General features: G+C 29.0%; 11 protein-coding genes. 7 read left to right on the forward strand and 4 right to left on the reverse strand.

From position 1 onward, the window contains the following. Positions 1-51 precede the first annotated feature (51 nt). The 6 genes from KW512_RS02495 (at position 52) to KW512_RS02520 (ending at position 8,479) form a co-directional block, all read left to right on the forward strand. Positions 52-2,004 carry an ATP-binding cassette domain-containing protein gene (locus KW512_RS02495; protein WP_258841251.1) on the forward strand — a complete coding sequence of 651 codons (1,953 nt, stop codon included), beginning with the start codon at positions 52-54 and terminating at the stop codon, positions 2,002-2,004. 278 nt (positions 2,005-2,282) lie between these two features. Beyond that, positions 2,283-2,660, forward strand: coding sequence for a type III restriction endonuclease subunit M (locus KW512_RS02500; RefSeq protein ID WP_258841252.1), 378 nt, complete (start codon positions 2,283-2,285; stop codon positions 2,658-2,660). 53 nt (positions 2,661-2,713) lie between these two features. Next, positions 2,714-3,964: a site-specific DNA-methyltransferase gene (locus KW512_RS02505; RefSeq protein WP_258841826.1), complete on the forward strand. Its 1,251-nt coding sequence runs from the start codon at positions 2,714-2,716 to the stop codon at positions 3,962-3,964. Between the two features lie 316 nt (positions 3,965-4,280). Continuing rightward, complete coding sequence (locus KW512_RS02510) at positions 4,281-4,673, forward strand: type III restriction endonuclease subunit M (RefSeq protein ID WP_258841253.1); 393 nt, start codon at positions 4,281-4,283, stop codon at positions 4,671-4,673. After that, positions 4,651-6,060 (forward strand): site-specific DNA-methyltransferase, encoded by a 1,410-nt coding sequence (locus tag KW512_RS02515; RefSeq protein ID WP_334319794.1) that lies wholly within the window; start codon positions 4,651-4,653, stop codon positions 6,058-6,060. Before KW512_RS02510 ends, KW512_RS02515 begins: the two co-directional genes overlap by 23 nt. A gap of 10 nt (positions 6,061-6,070) precedes the next feature. Beyond that, positions 6,071-8,479, forward strand: a complete 2,409-nt coding sequence (locus tag KW512_RS02520; protein WP_420323732.1) for a DEAD/DEAH box helicase family protein — start codon at positions 6,071-6,073, stop codon at positions 8,477-8,479. A gap of 355 nt (positions 8,480-8,834) precedes the next feature. On the opposite strand, the gene KW512_RS02525 is transcribed toward KW512_RS02520, so the two are convergent. The 3 genes from KW512_RS02525 to KW512_RS02535 are packed head-to-tail and all read right to left on the reverse strand — an operon-like array spanning position 8,835 to position 12,288. Then, entirely contained in the window at positions 8,835-9,665 is an 831-nt protein-coding gene (locus KW512_RS02525) for a class II fructose-bisphosphate aldolase (protein WP_258841255.1), read from the reverse strand. A 55-nt stretch (positions 9,666-9,720) separates the two neighbouring features. Continuing rightward, entirely contained in the window at positions 9,721-11,502 is a 1,782-nt protein-coding gene (locus tag KW512_RS02530; RefSeq protein ID WP_258841256.1) for a PTS transporter subunit EIIC, read from the reverse strand. 21 nt (positions 11,503-11,523) lie between these two features. Beyond that, on the reverse strand, positions 11,524-12,288 hold the full coding sequence (locus KW512_RS02535; protein ID WP_258841257.1) for a glucosamine-6-phosphate deaminase: 765 nt from the start codon (positions 12,286-12,288) through the stop codon (positions 11,524-11,526). Positions 12,289-12,532: 244 nt separating this feature from the next. Here KW512_RS02535 and KW512_RS02540 point away from each other — a divergent pair, with 244 nt between their 5' ends. Next, on the forward strand, positions 12,533-13,681 hold the full coding sequence (locus KW512_RS02540; protein WP_258841258.1) for an amidohydrolase family protein: 1,149 nt from the start codon (positions 12,533-12,535) through the stop codon (positions 13,679-13,681). A gap of 755 nt (positions 13,682-14,436) precedes the next feature. Here the strand turns inward: KW512_RS02540 and KW512_RS02545 are convergent. Further along, complete coding sequence (locus KW512_RS02545) at positions 14,437-17,886, reverse strand: P110/LppT family adhesin N-terminal domain (RefSeq protein ID WP_258841259.1); 3,450 nt, start codon at positions 17,884-17,886, stop codon at positions 14,437-14,439. Positions 17,887-17,893 lie beyond the last annotated feature (7 nt).

Raw genomic sequence — 17,893 nt, forward strand, 5'->3', positions numbered from 1 at the left:
GTCTTAATTTTATAATGTTAAATAAGAAAAATACAGCAAACGCGGAGCAAAATGATAAAAATTGAGAATTTAACGAAAAAGATTGATAAGAAAATCATTTTTTATAATCTAAATCTTGATATACCTTCAAGAAAAATAACGTTTATAATTGGTAAATCAGGGATTGGTAAAACAACTCTTATTAACTTAATTGCTGGTTTTACTAAAAAAGATAGTGGAAAAATTTCTTTTTTAGATGAAAATGGTTCTGAAATTAAAAAACCATTAGTTGATGTTGTTTTCCAGGACTTTAATTTAATTACTAATATTTCATCAGAAAATAATATTTTAATTGCAAATAATGTAATAAATAGAGTTTTAGACGCAAAAGAATTGGAACAACAGTCTAAGTATGTGTCAATTGAAACTCAGCAATTAAAGCAAAATGTAAATAATTTATCTGGTGGTGAAAAACAAAGAATAGCAATTCTCCGTTCACTTTCAAGAGATAGTGATTTTATTTTGCTTGATGAACCAACTGGAAATTTGGATTTTGAAAACGGTATTTCTGTATTTGAAAATTTAAAAAATATTGCAAAAAATAAAACAATATTAGTGGTCAGTCACAATTTAGAATTTGCAAAAAAATATGCCGACAAGATTGTTCGTATTGAAAAAGGAAAAATTTCCGAAGAAAATATTGACAAAAGTGAAGAAAATTTAGGAATTAACAATGAAAAAAGTAGTCAATTTGTTTCTTTTAAGAGTTCCTCCTACTCAAAAATTGCAAAAATTAAGCAAGAATTAAAAACAGGTTTATTGCTTACTCTGTCAGATTATAAATCAAAATGAGTTTCAACCATTTTATTTGTAATACTCTTTCTAACAAGTATTTTTGGGACATTATTATTTGGTGTTTTAAATTTAAATATTTCCACTTCTAATTCTCTTAAAGTTAATGAATTGCAACTTGATTCTGTTTTAATTAGCAAAAAATCAGAAAGAGATGTGGCAACCTTCACAGATAATGACATTAATAATCTTAAAGAAAAAAATAAAACAATAAAAAAAATTATTCCTTTCTTTACTTTCCCATCATTAGGTTTTGAATATAATGACAAAAGAAAGCTTGGAGCACATATTGATTACATTGATGAAAGTGAATTTTTTAAAAATAGGTTCAATTTTGATCAAAAAAATTTAATAGGAAGAAACATTGAAAACATAGATGAAATTATAATTTCAAAAGAAGCGGCTACAGAATTAGATATCAAAGAACCAAAAGAACAAGAAATTGCTGTCTTAACTGGTCCCAAAGATAAAAAAACATTAAAAGTTGTCGGAATAAATAATTTGCTTAATGCAAAAAATTTAAACCTAAGTTTTTTGCATCATAAATTCGGTGAAGAAATCGAATTACAGAGTAGCAAAAACAGGGAACCAGAAAATTCACAAGCCAGTCAAACCAAAAAAATAGAACCAATTATTTTAAGGTTGTATTTTGAAAATGATAATTTGGAAAATAATATTAATAATTTTATTGAGAATAATAAAGAGTATAATGTTGACTCCTCGTTAAAAGGTGTAACAAAATTAAGTTATGATTTACAAAATTTTATAAATATAATTGTTGGAGCAATTTTAATTGTTTTTATAACAATTCTATTAATACAAACGATTTTTTATACAAAAAATCTAACTGATTCAAAAGTAAAATTAATTGGAATCCTAAAGGCGCTTCGCGCTAAGACATGGCAGATTTTTCTTTATCATTGATTAAATATAATTATAATTTCATTTTTAATTTTAGTCATTAACTTATCAGTGTCTCTCCCATTAATTCCAAAAATTTACATTCGAATACTCGGTGAAGAAGCCATATATCCTTCAACTTCACAAATAGTAATTTTAATTTTCATAATATGAATAGCAATGTTTTTTATAATTTCGTTTATTTACTTATTGATTTCATGGATTAATTATAGAAAACCTGTCACAAAATTGCTAAAATTTGATCAATTTTAACAATCACTTTTTAAAAATAGATAATTCACTACCAAATATTTTTTGAAAATATTTGGTATTTTATTTTTTAGAGCGCGATAAGCATCGCCAAAAACGGAACATTTTAACATAAGACTTAATTTTGCTGAGGCAAATCAAAAAAAGCGTCTGAATTTTTTAAATCAATATACTAATTTAAGTAAAATTTGCACAATTTTTTTAGTTTTATCCTGTTCCCGTCGTCTTAATAGCTGAAAAATGGTAAAATATTACAAAATACAACTAAAAAGGCCTAAAACATGAATCAAAATAATCTTTTAGAAAAATATAAACAACAAATCGAGGAAATTTCCTCAAAAGAGCTAAATTCAGACCAAAAAAATTTAGCAATTCAAATTTTAGAAAAATTTGAGCCTAATAAACTTGAATATGTTTTTCAGTTTATTTCCCAACGAATCAAAACTGGATTTCGTTTTGATGCAGCTCCCGAATCTGATTCGGACCGAGTTGCAATTTTACAAAAAGATGAAGAAAAATCTTTTGTTTTAGACAAAAACCAGTCTGAAGAAAATACTTTAATAATTGGCGAAAATTACGATGCTCTTAAAAATCTTTTAGTTCTCGAGAGAGAGAGAGAGAGAGAGAGAGAGAGAGACCGCGGGCCGGGTATGATGTAATTTATATTGATCCACCTTATAATACCCAGGCTAGTTTTGACGAAGGTAACCAGATTGCAAATGATAAAGAAAACATTTTACCTTCAAAATTTATTTACCGAGATAAATATTCACGAAATGGTTGGCTAAATTTATTAAACGAACGACTAAATTTAGCCAAAAAACTTTTAAAACAAGATGGAATAATTTTTGTCTCAATTGATGATAATCAACACGCCTACTTAAAAGTTTTAATGGATGAAATTTTTGGTGAGGAAAATTTTGTTGCTAATTTGGTTTGGCAAAAGAAAAACGAAGGATCAGCTGCAGATTCCAAATTTTTAAAAGTTCTAACAGAGCATGTATTAACTTATTCAAAAAACATTCAACATTTAACAACAAATATTTATGTCCAAAATATTAATGACGGCTCATATAAATTTTCTGATGAATATATTCAGGAAAGAGGAAAATATAGGCTGGTCCAACTCGATTTTGCGTCATTAACTTGATCTAAAGGACTTGATTATCCGATTGAGTATAATGGCAAAATTTATTATGCTGGTGGGAGCCAAGAAAAGTGACAAGCCAGGCATCAGGGAAACCACGCTGTTAAAGATTGGCAATGGCGTTGAGCTAGGCAAAAATTAGATTGGGGAATCAAAAATGGCTTTATTGTTTTCAAAAATGAAAGGGTTTATTCAAAACAGTATCAATTTGTTGACAACAATAACCAAAAAATTGAAAGAGTTTCTAAATTTTCTAATTTAATATTATCAGCCCAAGGAACTGAAGGTACCCAGGAACAAAAAAATATTTTTCCAACAAAGGTTTTTGATCATCCCAAACCAATTGAGTTAATTAAGTATTTAATTAATATTCATCCCAATAAAAATGCAAAAATTCTTGATTTTTTTGCTGGAAGTGGAACAACCGGTCATGCAGTTTGAGAGTTAAATCGCCAAGATGGTGGAAACAGAATTTTTACTTTAGTCACAAACAATCAAAATAATATCGCAACTAACATAACCTATGAACGACTTTACCGTGTTTCAAACGGAAAAGGTACCAAAAATCAAGAATTTGATTGAGCCAAAAAAAATAAACCTTATTTGCAAAACCTGAAGGTTTTTGACATTTTTTATTATAATACTCAAATTTTTGATTCAAAAAGTGGACTTAATGATTTGGTTAATTTACTTTTAAAACTTTTTAAAGATTTTGATATTAAAGTCGACTTAAATAATATAGATACTAAAAATACCAGGTATGTTGAACTTTTAAATCATCTTTTAGCACTAAAACCACAAGTAAAAAATGAATAACATTTGATTGTAAGCAAAAATTTTTCATTAAATTTGATTAGATAAGTAAAAATTTCAGGTAATTAGTGTAAAAAAATCTAGATTTTCACTTATTTTTTGAATATTTTATTTAAAAATCATGCAAAATTTTTGATCATATGACCATTATTAACGATCAAATGCCCAAAAAGAAAAGCAAAGTGTTTTCATATGATCATTTTTAACTCAACAAAAAACCAAAATTTACCCTATTTTTTTCAGTTTTATTCTGTTTCCATTGCCTTAATAGCTGAACAATGGTAAAATATTACAAAATACAACTAAAAAGGCCTAAAATATGAATCAAAATAATCTCTTAGAAAAATATAAACAACAAATCCAGGAAATTTCCTCAAAAGAGCTAAATTCAGACCAAAAAAATTTAGCAATTCAAATTTTAGAAAAATTTGAACCAAATAAACTTGAATATGTTTTTCAGTTTATTTCTCAACGAATCAAAACTGGATTTCGTTTTGATGTAGCTCCTGAATCTGATTCCGACCGAGTTGCAATTTTACAAAAAGATGAAGATTTATCTTTTGTCTTAGACAAAAGTCAATCTGAAGAAAATACCTTAATAATTGGTGAAAATTACGATGCTCTTAAAAATCTTTTAATTCTCGAGAGAGAGAGAGAGAGAGAGAGAGACCGCGTCCGGTTATGATGTAATTTATATCGACCCACCTTATAATACTCAAGCTAGTTTTAATGAAGGTAATCAGATAGCAAATGACAAGGAAAATATTTTACCTTCAAAATTTATTTATCGAGATAAATATTCTCGAAATGGTTGGCTAAATTTATTAAACGAGCGACTAAATTTAGCCAAAAAACTTTTAAAGGACGATGGGCTAATTTTTGTCTCAATCGATGATAATCAACACGCCTACTTAAAAGTTTTAATGGATGAAATTTTTGGTGAGGAAAATTTTGTTACAAATATTGTGTGAGTTAAGAAAAATAGTCCAGGTGGAAACACTAGTTTTGATTACAAAATAACACAAAACACAGAATATATTCTTACCTACGCTAAAAATTCAAACAAATGCAAGTTTAATTACCAAAAACATGATGAAAAAACACTTAAAAAATTAGGTTACACACTTAAAGATGAATATTTTGACCAAAGAGGTTATTATAAATTGGTTGACCTTCATCATACATCTTCCACAGGTGCATTTAAATATATAAAGTCTTTAGATTATCCTATTATCGCCCCTGATGGTACCAGTTTTACTTTATATTTAAATAAAAATAATCCAGAATCAGCTTGCTATACTTGGGGAAAAGATACTTTTGCCGAAGGTGAGAAACACGGATTTATTGAAATTGTTAAAAATTCTCGTGGTGATTGGGTTGCTAAACGAAAACAGTATCAATATGTAAAATTTAATCCTAAAACTAAAAAAATTGAACAAATTGAAGTTGGTTTACCATTTAAAAATATTATTAGTGATTTTTATTCATTAAATGGTGGTCTTGAGCTCAAAGAAATTTTTAATAGTAAAAATATCTTTGATTTTCCCAAACCGGTTGGCCTAATTAGTCATTTAATTAATATTCATCCCAATAAAAATGCAAGAGTTCTTGATTTTTTTGCCGGCAGTGGGACAACCGGTCACGCAGTTTGGAATTTAAACCGTCAAGATGGAGGGGAACGAACCTTTATTTTGATAACCAATAATCAAAATAATATCGCAACTGATGTAACATATGAACGACTTTTTAGAATTTCAAACGGAAAAGGAACCAAAAATCAAGAATTTAACTGAAGCAAAAATAACAAACCTTATTTGCAAAACCTGAAAGTTTTTGACATTTGTTATTATAATACTCAAATTTTTGATTCAAAAAGTGAACTTGATTCAAGAAGCGAACTTGATTCAAAAAGTGAACTTGATTCAAAATGTAAACTTGATTCAGAAAACGGACTTAGTGATTTAGTTAAATTACTTTTAAAACTTTTTAAAGATTTTGATATTAAAGTTGACTCGAATCATATAGACACTAAAAATACCAGGTATATTGAACTTTTAAATCATCTTTTAGCACTTAAACCGCAAGAAAAGGATTTATAAAATTATGAAAATGCAATTAACGCAATCTCAATATGAAGCTGTTAAACAATTAGTTGAAAAAACAAAATCATACCTCATTAATAATAAAGAAAATGATGAAAACCAAACAAATCCAGCAAAGCTAAAAAATGCAATTTATTTTAAAGCCCCGACGGGATCAGGAAAAACTTTCATGATTCTAAACTATATTTATGAATTAATTGAATGAAATAAACAAGAAGCTGGTAAAGAATTAGTTTTTGTAATCGTAACATTATCAAGCGCTGAATTACCTAAGCAAATGGAAGAAAGTTTTAATGAATATAAAGATTCTATAAATGATGGAAATTGAAATTTGAATATAGAGAGAATTGAAAGTCCTTCAAACTTGAAAAGAACGGCAAAAGTTGATAAAAATTATCAATTTTTTGCCAAACCTGATTCAGTTTTTATCATGGGTGGCGCATCTTTTAAATCAAATTCTATTTTACGTGAACAAGGATCAATTGAGTCGTTTTTGTCTGAAATTAAACGAAAAGGGCAAATTCTTATTTATATAAGGGATGAGGCTCATATCGGTTCTGATATTCAAATTTCTTCAAAAGACAAATCTTTTGAGCAAAAAATGCAACTAAATGCATCATTTATATTGAAAATGACAGCAACCCCAAAAACTGATTTGCCATTAGTTCAATTATCTGAAAAGGATTTAAGAAAAGATGATATTCAACTTTTAAAAACTACAAAACATCATAATCTTGACTTAGAAAGAGGTAAAGATTATGATGATGAAGAAATTTTGGAAATAGCTTGTAAAAAATTTAATGAAATTAAAGAACAATATAATGATAATAATAAAGAGCCTGGTTTAGTCGGTATTAACCCTGCAATGCTAATTCAAATTGACAATAGCAGTGAAAAAGATGCCCAAAAGGCACAAAAATTTGATGAAAATATTAAAAAAATAATTAAAATACTGGAAAAGCATAATCTTAGCTGGGTCAAATATTTTAAACAAGATGAAAAAGAAAGTAATTTGCGTCAAAAATCTAATTTCACATTGCGTGATATTTCTAGAGATATGTCTTCAGTTGATGTAATAATTTTTAAAATTGGCCCTGCAATAGGATGAAATATTCCAAGAGCATGCATGCTAGTCCAACTTAGAAATATTTCATCATCTAATTTAAGTATTCAAACAATTGGAAGAATAAAAAGAAATCCTTGCCCTTTGTATGAAGATTTAAAACATAATTCCATTGCTCATGAATACTTTATTTATAGTAATGTCGACCCTAAGGATAAAAATGTGCTTAAACTTGTTTTGAAGGAAGAATATAAAGATCACACATTTATATCAGGCCAAATCGAACTTCCTGGAACACTTGTTGAAAATAGAAGTAAAATAATTAATTATGAACAATATTGAAACAATTTTAAAAATGAATTTAACAATGACACTAAGAAGGAAGAAGTTAAAGCAATTTTTGAAGACCGTTTGTCAGAATATGAACGCTATTATAAAGTCAATAAATTTATTTCTATCGATACCGAAGAATATGGTTCAGCAAGATTGATTAAATCAAAAATTTCCAACATTGTCGAATTAGAATTAGCAATTATTAGACTTAAAAACAATTTAAAAAAGTATTTTACTTCTAAAATTTGAGACTTTTTTGACAAAATTAAACAAAAATTTTTGGAAGATAGGAAAATAAATGAACAAATTTTACAATTAATTATTTTGTTAGAATTCGGGCGAGATCTTGCTAAAATTTATAAAAAAACAATTAAAAACCAAGTTGAAAACGCTCAGTATAAACTTAATTTTGAAGAACCTTTGCCTGAAAAAATTGAATTTAATAGTTCTGAAAACGATAAATTGGTGGCAACTAATGATTCCTTTGGTTATGAAACAATTGATGAAAAAACATCAGAAGATAATCTCCCGTTAGATTCAGATGCAGAACAGTCTTTTGCAAATGAATTAATAAACATAAGTGAATCAGATCCAAATATTCGTTTTTGAGCTAAAAACCCAGCCCATACTAAGTTAGGTTTTCAATACATTAACGGAAATGAAATTGCAAATTCATATCCTGATTTTTTGGTTAGTAAAAACGGAAATTATTTTTATTTTGAAATCAAAAATTATGATAATGATTTAGATCCTAAAAAAACCCAATTATTAATAAGTGGTTATAATAAATATTTCAAAGAAAAACAAATAAACCCAAAAAATTTAACCTTAGCTGTTTGTTGAGTTCGTGCTAACCCCAAACGCCTTTATTTTGCTGGATCTTCTAATTTAGAGGAAATTCGAGATAAAATTGATTTTAATAAAATAACAGAAAGAGATATTAATGATATTAGCAATGAAGAATTTGAAAAAATAAGAAAAAAACTTCCGTCAATGTCTTTAATCAAAATTATAAATTAAATGATAAATAATCATTGCTAAAAATAAAAAAGCCTATAATTCATAGGTTTTTGTGCTTTTCAAATATAAAATAAAGCCATTTTCAAATTTGAAACTAACTTGAAAATGGCTAATTTTATTTAACTTTGTATAGAAATTTATTTTTGGGTTATTTTTTAAAAAAAAGATAAAAACCTGAAATTATAAAGACAAAAGAAAATACAAAAAATATAAAAATTACAAGTCTAATTATCTCTTTTTTAAAATCTGATCAGTTTTGATTGCGTTTCTTTTGATAAAATCAAAGAAAAATAGCAATCAAAAACAGGAAAATGGCAATTAAAATTGAAAAAATTAAATATAAAATCATAAGATTTTATGATAATTCAAGGTAAAAAAGCACTTTTTGGATCATTTTTTCAATTCCTTTTTGATTAATTTTTCTAATGTCATAACTTTTAGGGTTTTCTTGAAAATATTTTTCAACTTCGTTAGAAAAATTAACTAAAAGGTCAGTGCCAACGTTAATTTTGTTAATTCCAAAATTGATTGCTTTTTTAATCTCTTCTAGAGAAAGGCCACTGGTTCCGTGCATAACAAGTGGGATTTTATAGTCTTTTTTAAAGTTTTTAACTAAATCTCAATCCAAATTAGCCTTTTTTTTGTAAATTCCGTGCGCGGTTCCAAAAGCAATTGCAAGAAGATCTGGCTCTGTTTTTTGGTAGAATTTTTTAACACTATCAATTTCAAGAATTTGTTCAGTATTTTCTTGATGACCAATTTCTTTGCCGCCAATTTGACCTATTTCTAGCTCGAGAAAAACATTTTTTTTATCAGCAATTGATTTAGCTTTTAGTGATTTTTCGATATTTTCATTAATTGGAAAATTTGAACCATCAAACATTGCAGAATTAAAACCAAATTCAAGGTATTTTTCAAAAAGATTTAAATCATCACAGTGATCAAGATGAAAAATAAATTTACCAGAGGAATTTTGAATCGCTGATAAAATCATAGGTGCTAAAATTTCAATGCGCGAATATTTTATTGCCCCTTGGCTTACCTGAATAATTAAAGGTTTTTGGGAAATTTCCCCGGCTTTAATTACGGCCAAAAGTGTTTCTAAATTTAAAACATTAAAAGCAAAAATTGCTTTATTTTCTGCATTTAGTTTCAAAAATACAAATCTTGGATCAATAAGTGCCATTATTTTCCTATTATTATTTTCCTATTATTATTTTCCTATTATTATTTTCCTATTATTATTTTCCTATTATTTTGCGTACGTGATCGGCAACAAATTCAACATCAGTGCCAACTATAATTTGTAAACCTTTATTGCCAACACGAACGATTCCGCGACCACCAGCTGCAAGAATTTTTGCATCTAACTGTTCATCTTTTTTATTATCTTTAACAATAAGTCGCAATCTTGTTGCACAATTTGAGACTTCTTCAATGTTTTCCTTACCTATAATTTCAATAAAGTTTAGTGCCATTTTTTCATACTGGTCACTAACCTTATCCTTGTTTTGCGCTATATTTTCATTATGCGGGTCTGTTTTTTTAGTGCTGTTAGTTTCTAAATTTTCATTATTAGTGCTTATTTCGGTTTCAATTTTGTCTTCACGACCTAAGGTTTTAATATCAAACTTTTTAATGAAAAAGTAAAAACTTGAGCCTTGAATTAAAAACATTATTGCTGAAAATGCCCAAATTCATAGTGGATTTGCCATAATTCCGCTATTTTTTGCAAAGGCTCAAGAACGTGGGAAAGAGACAATATAGTCAATAAATCCGGCACTAAATCCAATTCCGATACTCATTCCAGTTCATGTCACGAACATATAAATTAATGAAGTAAGAAAAGCATTTAAAAGTCATAAAAGTGGTGAAATAAAAATAAAAGTAAAAATTAAAGGTTCATCAATTCCAGTAAGAAAACTTACAAGTGTTGCTCCTGCCAAAAAAGTAGTAATTGTTTTCCGATTTTCCCGTTTTGCGGCAAAAATCATTGCCACAGCAGCGCCAGGAAGCCCACCTAAATATAAGGGAAAAAATCCGGTTGTAAAACCACCAGAACCAATAATTCCGGCATTAAATGCAGTTATATCTCCATTTACAGTATGAATATCGCCAACATTTGCAATGGTATTTCCCACTGAATCAATAACAGGACTAATTAATACACCTTCAATTGGTAATTGGAATCAAACAAAAGTATTTAAAATATGATGAAGTCCAAAAGGCTGAAGAAGTCGATTAAGAAATGCATAAACTGAGACATAAAATCCCCGAGCATAACGATTGGCGCTTTGATCTGAAAGGGCTGAGCCAATTTTAATTAGTCCATATTGAGCCCAAGGTCAAATAATTGCAAAAAATAACCCAAGCGGAATTATTGATAAAATTCCTAACATTGGCACAAATCTTCTCCCACCAAAAAATGAAAGTGTCTGCGGTAGTTTAACGTTTTTGTACTTATTGTACAAAAACGCAACAACAATTCCGACAACAATACCGCCAATAACCCCTGAATCTAATTGGTAGACGGGCTTGCCAGCTTTTAGGAAATACAAAAGTTGCGTTAAACCTTTAAGTTCGCCTGATTCGGCAACCAAAACTTTTGAATAAATTGCCTCAGCAAGTTGGTTTTGTTTTAAAAGCGCTGTCATTCCGTATCAAACAACAGCACCAACAAGCGCGGCTTCGCCACGATTATCTTTGGCAAAACCAAACGAGATCCCGATTGCAAAAATAATTGCCAAATTATCAAAAACAATTCCACCTGGAGTTGAAATTAGTCGCCCGATAAATTTTTGTGCCTCCGAAATTCCGATAGAACCATTTGCCGAAGGATCTTGAATTAATGCGCCAATTCTTAATAAAAGTGCAGCAATTGGCAAAACTGCAATTGGAAACATAAGTGATTTTCCAAGTCGTTGTAATTGATTTAAAATCCGATTGAAAACCGAATTTTCTGATTTATGTGATTTTTGCTTTGGAGTAATTTTTTTAATTTTACCAGAAAATTTAACGGTCATTTAATACCTTTCAATTTTTTTTTAGTAAAAAATTGCTTTATCAAGTGTTTCTTTTGATAATTTAGATGCAGCTTCTTTGTCTAAAATGAAAGTACAATTTGGATGCAATTGTAAAAAAGAAGCAGTAATTTCTGAATTAGGCTTTTCTTCTAACATTTGTTTTGTAACGTTTGCTTTATGCAAACCAAAAGAAACCATAATTGCTTTTTTTGTGTGTTTTAAAATTGTTTGAACTCCCATTGTCATTGCTTGTTTTGGACACTGGTCAAAATTGGAAAATTTCCCTTTTTTAACCATATCAATAATTGTTTCATCTGTTAAATTAGTAACATGAGTTGTTGAATTAAAAGGTGTTCCAGGCTCGTTATAGGCCATATGACCGTTAATTCCGATGCTAATATATTGTAAATCAATCGGATTTTCAGCGATTTTTTGCTCATAAAGCTTTACTTCTTGTTCAAGATCTGTTGCTTTTGAGTTAGGAATATTAATCTGAGAAACTGGAACATTAACATGGTCAAATAAATTAGTTTTCATTTGTTTGATAAATGCTTCAGGATGATCTTGGTCAATTCCGACAAATTCATCAAGATTAAATGTTGTAATTTTATCCCAGGAAGTCCCGTTCTGGCGATGGTCTTCAATTAAAAGTTTATAAGTCTCAATTGGTGAAACTCCGGTTGCAAAACCTAAAACTGAATTAGGTTTTGTTCTAATTTGTTCAATAAAAAGGTCTGCACAATATTTGTGTAGGTCAGTTAATTTTTCAAAAATTAATATTTTCATTTTAATATCCTCCAGTTTAAAATAGCAAATAAAAGTTGATATTATTATTTGCCCAATTATAATTTTATCAAAACACGAAAAAAAAGTAAATTAGTAGAAAAAAAATTCAAACAACTAGTTTTTATCAATGATTTTGATTGAACCACTTTTGTTAATTTTTCTACTAATTTTTTAAATAATGATACAATTATTAAAAATTCAATTGTTTTTAAAAATAGCTTAAAAATAAAGGTAAATTTAAAAAATGTTATACAAAAATTTAAGAATTATAAGTCATTTAGAAGAATTTTTTGGTTGAATTGAGTTAGATGACAGCGGAACTATTGTCAATTTAGGGCGTGGAAATACCGATTTTGAAGGTATTGATTGCAAAAATAACATTTTACTACCAGCTTTTATCGATTCGCACACTCATGGTGGTTATGGTTTTTCATTTGAGGATTTTTCTAGTCCAGATTGAGAAAAAAATTTTCTTGAGTATAAAGAGAAATTACATAAATTTGAAGGTGTAGCGGCTATTTTTGGAACAACAGTTACTCAATCTTGGTCTAAAATCCAACAGAACTCTGAGTTTTTTAGTTTTTTACTTAAAAAATATCCATATTTTTTGCTAAATTGGTATTTAGAAGGGCCTTTTATTTCTGTTGAAAAAAAGGGCGCTCATGATCCAAACCTAATTATTTCGGCTAAAAATTTTCATTTTGAATTTTTAGCAAAAAAATTTGCTAAAAAAATTACAGTTGTAGTTGCGCCTGAAAGAAACTCGCCAAAATTAATTGATTTTTATCATAAATCAATTAATTTTGCAATAGGCCATTCAAATTGTTTTAACTTTGAAAAGGATCATGAATTAAAAAATTACCGCAGATTTACTCACTTTTTTAATGGTAGTTCTAACTTTGATCATAGAAGTCAATCACTTACTAATCTAATTTTTGAATCAAAATTACCTAGAAATTTTCTAGTTGAGCTAATTACCGACGGACTTCATATTAGAAATTCGACATTAAAATTCACAATAAAAAATCTTAAAAAGGAAAATTGAATTGCTGTTTCAGATTCTCTTGCCCAAAAAGGACTTAAAGACGGATTTTATAATTTAGGGAACCTAGAAACTGAGAAAAAAGGCGATTTATTTTATTTGAAAAATTCAGAACAAATTGCAGGGAGCGGCATGAGTTATCTTAGTATTCTCAAAAATTTAAAGAAAAATCTTAAACTTTCATGACAAGAAATTGTTTTCTGCTCTTCGTATAACGTTGCAAAAGCCCACAATCTTTTAGATTATTTTGGTACAATCAAAGTTGACCAAAAAGCAAATTTTGTTATTGTTGATGATGATTTTAATCTAAAGATGGTGGTAATTTTTGGTCAAATTTACAGTCATTTTTAAAAAAACCCGAGTTTCCCAGTTTGATGAGATAATCTTAAAAAAGCGTCGGTTTATTTTGGTCACTTTTTAACTTTATTGGCAAACACAGGAAAAACAACTATTAAAGCAAAAACACTGAATTTTAAATCTAACCATCACAAAAGAAAAAATACAACTACTATTTAAACTCAATGCAAATAGAAAACTCGTTTTTACTTACATTGAGCCTAAAAAAATATATGAAGTTTTGAAAGAACAATAATTAAAAGCCATAAATTTGTAGATTTCTAAACGGTCAAATTTAAGGCATTCCATTATATTTAAAAATATAATGGAAAATTCGCATTTTCTGATTTTTTTATGACAAAAACATAACTAATTCCCCCTTAATTCTAATATCAAAATTTATTAATTCATTCTTAGTGATGGTTATTATAACATAATTTTATTTTAGACCAAGCATTTTTTTTTTTTTTTGCAAAAGGTTAATTTCAAAACTATAAAAATTAAGGTTTTAGGTAAAAAACCCGGATTTGCCGGCATTTTTGCATATTTGTATTCACTAAAAAGTGAATTTTTGCCATCAAACTAGCAAACTTAGGAAAAATTGTAGTAATTTTTGGTCAAATTTGCAAACATTTTTAAAAATTTTTTCTAAAGAATAAATTTAGAAATAAAGAATTTAAATTTAATTTTTAGAATTTTTGACTTTTTCTTTCTTAGAAATCAAAAAAACCTATGAATCCATAGGTTTTTTTGATGAACTTTAATAAAAACTATTTTTTAATGTAGGCGTCAATAAATGCATCAACTATTTCTTGACGAGCATGAGAGGTTTTACCACTTGTAAAATCAGGATGATCAAAAACAGCAAATGCTTTTAAAGTAATTGTAGATTGGGATTTACCAGACTCTGTAGTTTGAGGTTGGCCTTCAGCCGCTACTGGAGCCGCAGCAGGTGCTGTTGGAGCTGGTTCTTTTGGTGTTGTAGGAGCTGGTTCTTTTGGTGTTGTAGGAGCTGGTTCTTTTGGAGTTGTAGGCGCTGGTTCTTTTGGAGTTGTTGGCGCTGGTTCTTTTGGAGTTGTTGGCGCTGGTTCTTTTGGAGTTGTTGGCGCTGGTTCTTTTGGAGTTGTTGGCGCTGGTTCTTTTGGAGTTGTTGGCGCTGGTTCTTTTGGTTCAGCTGGTCCTATTTGATCTCAATCTAAATTAAAGAAGTTTGGGAAAGGATTTCAGGTTTTTGAAGGGTCAATATTATAAATAACATCGCCAACTTCTTTGTAATTTTTAGGATCTTGACTGTTTGAAGAATATAAACTTAATGTTATTGAAAAAGGGGTTTTTATTATTTCTAATAAGAGATTTGCATCTTCTTCAATTAAATTTTTATTTTTTTGAATATCAGCACCTTTTGGTGAGTAAAAAGATTGGGTATAATAGACGTTATTTGCAGTGTCATTTATTGTCGGAACTGTTGGTTTGGGTGTTTCGCCAATAAAAATCTCGGTTTTTTCAAACAATATTTTTGGGGGATTAGTAGGGAATAAACCAAATCCGTCTCATGAATCGGCCAAGTATGAAGAAGGTTTTAGTTGCGGATTTGTAGAACGGTTAGTTCCTGGGGCTGTATTTGCCCTAGAAATTCCTGATGTAACTAGAACTTGTTGTTTGTCAAAGGTTCTTAATAATTCAGGATAAGCACCAAAGAATTCAGTAAACCCGCTAATTTTGCGTGTTTTGGTGCTGCCAGCAAGCTGTTTGAAATAAACATAATTTGCAAGCTGTTTATAATCCATTCCGATGACATAAACTGGTTTATCACCCTCTTTTGTTGACTCAAGTTTTTGGATAAAAATTCCTTTTCCATCTTTGTCTGACAAAAGATAGTGTTGTTTTCCATCAGAAATACCTTTGGCACTAAAAGCTAAATAAACTGCCCCCGAATCAACGCGTGAAAATGGTTTTGGAGTCACTTTTGGTAAAGTCACCTCAGTTTTTGTAGCCTCTGTTTTTACAGCAACAGGTTTGGCTGCTTCTGTTTTTGATGCTTCAGGTTTTGAAGCCACTGGTTTGGTTGCTACTGGCTTAGTCGCCTCTGGCTTAGTTGCTTCTGTTTTTGTAGCCTCAGTTTTAACTTCCTCTGTTTTAGTCGCTTCAGCTTGAGTATTTTGTCATTTTAAAGGTTTTGTAAGCTCAAGCCCGGAAGCAGTTCTTCTTGCTTTTTCAGATTGGAAAGCTAATCTTCTGTTTTCAGGGTCAAATAAATCAACTTTGCCATCTTTTTCATTAATTTCTAAACTAACTGGGTCTAAAAATAAGGAAGGATTATATTTTTTAATAATATCATACACTGATTTATCAGAATTAATAACATTATTAACAATAATTTTGGACGAAGCAAGAACTCTTGATTCGTCATCATTTGAAACTAATTTAAAGTTAAAAACTAATTGGTGATCTTCTTGAGCTTTAATTTGGTATTCAACTTTTGCATCATTAAGACCGTAAATTGAAGCTGTGTTTATTGTTGTCCAAACATTGGTTCCAATTTTTGATGAATTAGGGGTTGATTCAGGGGTTGGGGTTGACTCAGGAGTTGTGGCTGAATCACCAGTACCTGAATCACCAGTTGCACCTGTTCCTTCTTCATCGGCAAAATTAGAAACATTTACAGATTGTGACCTAGTTGAATTAGCTTTTGATTTAGCTTCTTGTATTACTTTTTTAAGTTCTTCTTTTGATTTTGCAATTTCAGCTGTTGTTGGGTATCTACCATTGTCAAGTAAAAATACATTTGTAACAACTTCATCGCTAGGATCTTCTAAATTGGTAGTAGTTTTTGCTAGCTCAAAAAGTTTGTCAACTATTTGTGTAATTTCATTAGTTGAAAGTGTTCTTGGTCCGGTTTGATTTTTAAGGCTAAATTGTTGAACTGAATTGACTGATCCAAGAAGTTGCCCTAAGGCTTGCTCGTATTTATTTAAATCAACAACTACATCAAGATAAACAGTTGTTTTTTGCTCAAATGTGTCGCCTTGGCGACTAAAGTCAATATCAAATTCAAAACGAACTTTTTTATCTTTAAGAAGTTTTTGTTGATCTGCTTGGCTAATTTTGGTTGCATCAAAAAGTTTTGCATCTATTTTGCTAAGTTCAAAAGTTCCAAATTTTGTTCTTGGATTTAAGTGACTTAAGTCAATTTCAAAAAGTTCACTAACTGGTTTTGTAATAATAGCTGTAGTATTTGTTCCTGATTTTTGATTGTATAAAAAATCAACTAATGTGGTTTTGTCTTTTATTAGTGCTTCTTGAAGGTCTTGTTTCATTTTAATGTTTGAACTAAAATGATCTTCAAGTCAAGTCATAAGGGTTGATTTGAACTCTTCAGGATCAATTAAACCACGGATTTCAAGACTTAATTTTTTAGTTTTGTTATCTTTTTTATTAACTAAATTAAGTTCTAAAAATAATTTTTTATCTTTTTGTGTAAAAGATAATTGACTTTTAGAATCAACAACAACTTCCAAACTATAATTGCTATCCAAGAAAATTGGCTCATCTAAAGAATTATAAAGACTAAGACTACCCCCAGAAGAAGCTAGTGTGCTTTCAAGTTTTGAAAAATTATTGGAAATACTTGTTGAGTTTTGGAAATTTGTTGCTAGTTTATTTTGAAATTCTGCTTGTAAAAGATTGCTTCTTGATACATCAATAAAAGATTTAGATTCATCAACTTGAAATTTATCAAGATCACCACTAGCTTGATCGCTAGCTGCAAAACCTTTAAGTTCAATTTGTCTTGAGTAAGTTATTTGGTCTTTTTCTGAACGGGCAAAAACTACAACATTTTTAATTGAATTACCTTCAGCAACCGCATTTTCAAAATTAAAACTAATTTGATAGTTTTTTGATTTTAGATCGCCAAAATCAAAACTTGAACTTAAATCAAATTGGTAAAGTCTACTTTTGGCTGCTGCAAGCGCAGTTTTTGCGGAAATATTAGCAATATTTGGGTTAAGTTTTAAATTTGACACAATTGTATTAAATTGTTCGTTTGAAACACTACCTGTACTTGCAAGTGTGTGTTCGGTTGGACTTTCATTTAAAAATGAATAATAAGAATTATTATACGCTTTTAGACCTAATGGGATCCCAATAACAGCGCTTAGTGCAATTGCTGATCCTAAAATTGTTGATACTAATCAAAAAGGCTTCTTTAATAGTTTCATTTTGTTC

The sequence above is a fragment of the Mesomycoplasma ovipneumoniae genome (genome assembly GCF_024758565.1).
Taxonomy (GTDB): domain Bacteria; phylum Bacillota_I; class Bacilli_A; order Mycoplasmatales; family Metamycoplasmataceae; genus Mesomycoplasma; species Mesomycoplasma ovipneumoniae_B.